We start from the raw sequence: 1,243 nt of genomic DNA, 5'->3' as shown, positions 1-1,243 counted from the left end.
TGATGTGCCCCCGATAATAGTGCCAGGGGTGTTCTAGCGAAGTTCAGTTAAAAGATCAGCTTCTTTCTCTCTCACAGCCGTTGATTTCTTTTTGCCTGCGGCAGCTGGCTGCGAATTCTGCCGGGGTTCGGTAGTTCAAAGCGCTGTGAGGTCGATGCTCATTGTAGTCGCGGCGCCAAGCTGAGATCCGAATCCGCGCCTCAGCCAGGCTGGTAAACCAGTGATCATTCAAGCACTCGTCACGAAAGCGACCGTTGAAGCTTTCAATGTATGCGTTCTGCGTCGGCTTACCCGCTTCAATCAGCTTGAGCTGGACGCCATTCTGATACGCCCATTGATCCAGCGCCTTGCTGGTGAACTCCGGTCCCTGGTCGGTGCGAATTGCCACGGGCAAACCACGGAACTGTGCGGCGCGCTCCAGCACACGCACGACGTATTGTCCTGAAATGCCATGTTCAGCCACCAGATCAATGGACTCCTTTGTGAAATCATCAACGATGGTCAACACCTTGATGCGCCTGCCATTGGCTAGCGCATCACTGATAAAATCCATTGACCATACTTCATTGGGCAGACTCGGCAATGCCAGTTGGCTGCGTTCAACCGCCACACTACATCGCTTCCTCCGGCGCTTTACTGCCAGTCCGGCAGCCTGGTAAAGGCGAAAGATGCGTTTGTGATTGACTTCAATGCCTTCCCGCCGCAGCAGAGCATGAATGCGCCGATAGCCAAAGCGGCGGCGTTCAGAGGCCAACTCAACCATTCGAGCTTGCAACTGCTCATTCTCCGGCTGCACTTTAGATGCGTAGTTCAATACACTGCGTGACAGCTCCACAAGCAGGCAGGCGCGGCGCTCGGAGATGTCCGTCTGCTCCAGCATGACCGTGACTGCCTCACGCTTTGCCTGCGGAGTTAATGCTTTCGCCCCAGGGCAACCTTCAAGGCTTCAGCGTCCAGAAGCGATTCCGCTAATAGCTTCTTAAGCTGAGCATTCTCTGCCTCAAGGTCTCTCAGCCGTTTGGCGTCCGGCACCGTCATCCCCCCAAACTTTGCGCGCCAAGTATAGAACGAGGCATCACTAAAGCCATGCTGCCGGCACAATTCCCTGACTGGCACACCTCCATCCGCCTGTTTCAAAAAACCAATGATCTGTTCATCCGTAAATCGCTTCTGCACGTCGTTCTCCTCTCGAAAAACGAACTTTACTAGATTCGACTTGGCTCTGTTTAAGGGGAGCACATCA

Annotated in this window: 1 protein-coding gene; it reads right to left on the bottom strand. The window is 54.1% G+C overall.

Features of this window, described 5'->3' with window-relative positions; translation table 11 throughout:
- Positions 1 to 55 precede the first annotated feature (55 nt).
- Positions 56 to 1,176 (bottom strand): IS3 family transposase gene (locus BM022_RS14965; protein ID WP_091140576.1). Its coding sequence is split into 2 segments (ribosomal slippage): positions 56 to 918 and positions 918 to 1,176, totalling 1,122 coding nucleotides; the frame shifts between segments, so codons are not numbered across the junction.
- Positions 1,177 to 1,243: the final 67 nt, after the last annotated feature.

It is taken from the genome of Nitrosospira sp. Nsp14 (assembly GCF_900113575.1).
In the GTDB taxonomy this organism is placed as follows: domain Bacteria; phylum Pseudomonadota; class Gammaproteobacteria; order Burkholderiales; family Nitrosomonadaceae; genus Nitrosospira.
This window is presented reverse-complemented; position numbering and strand designations above follow the sequence as displayed.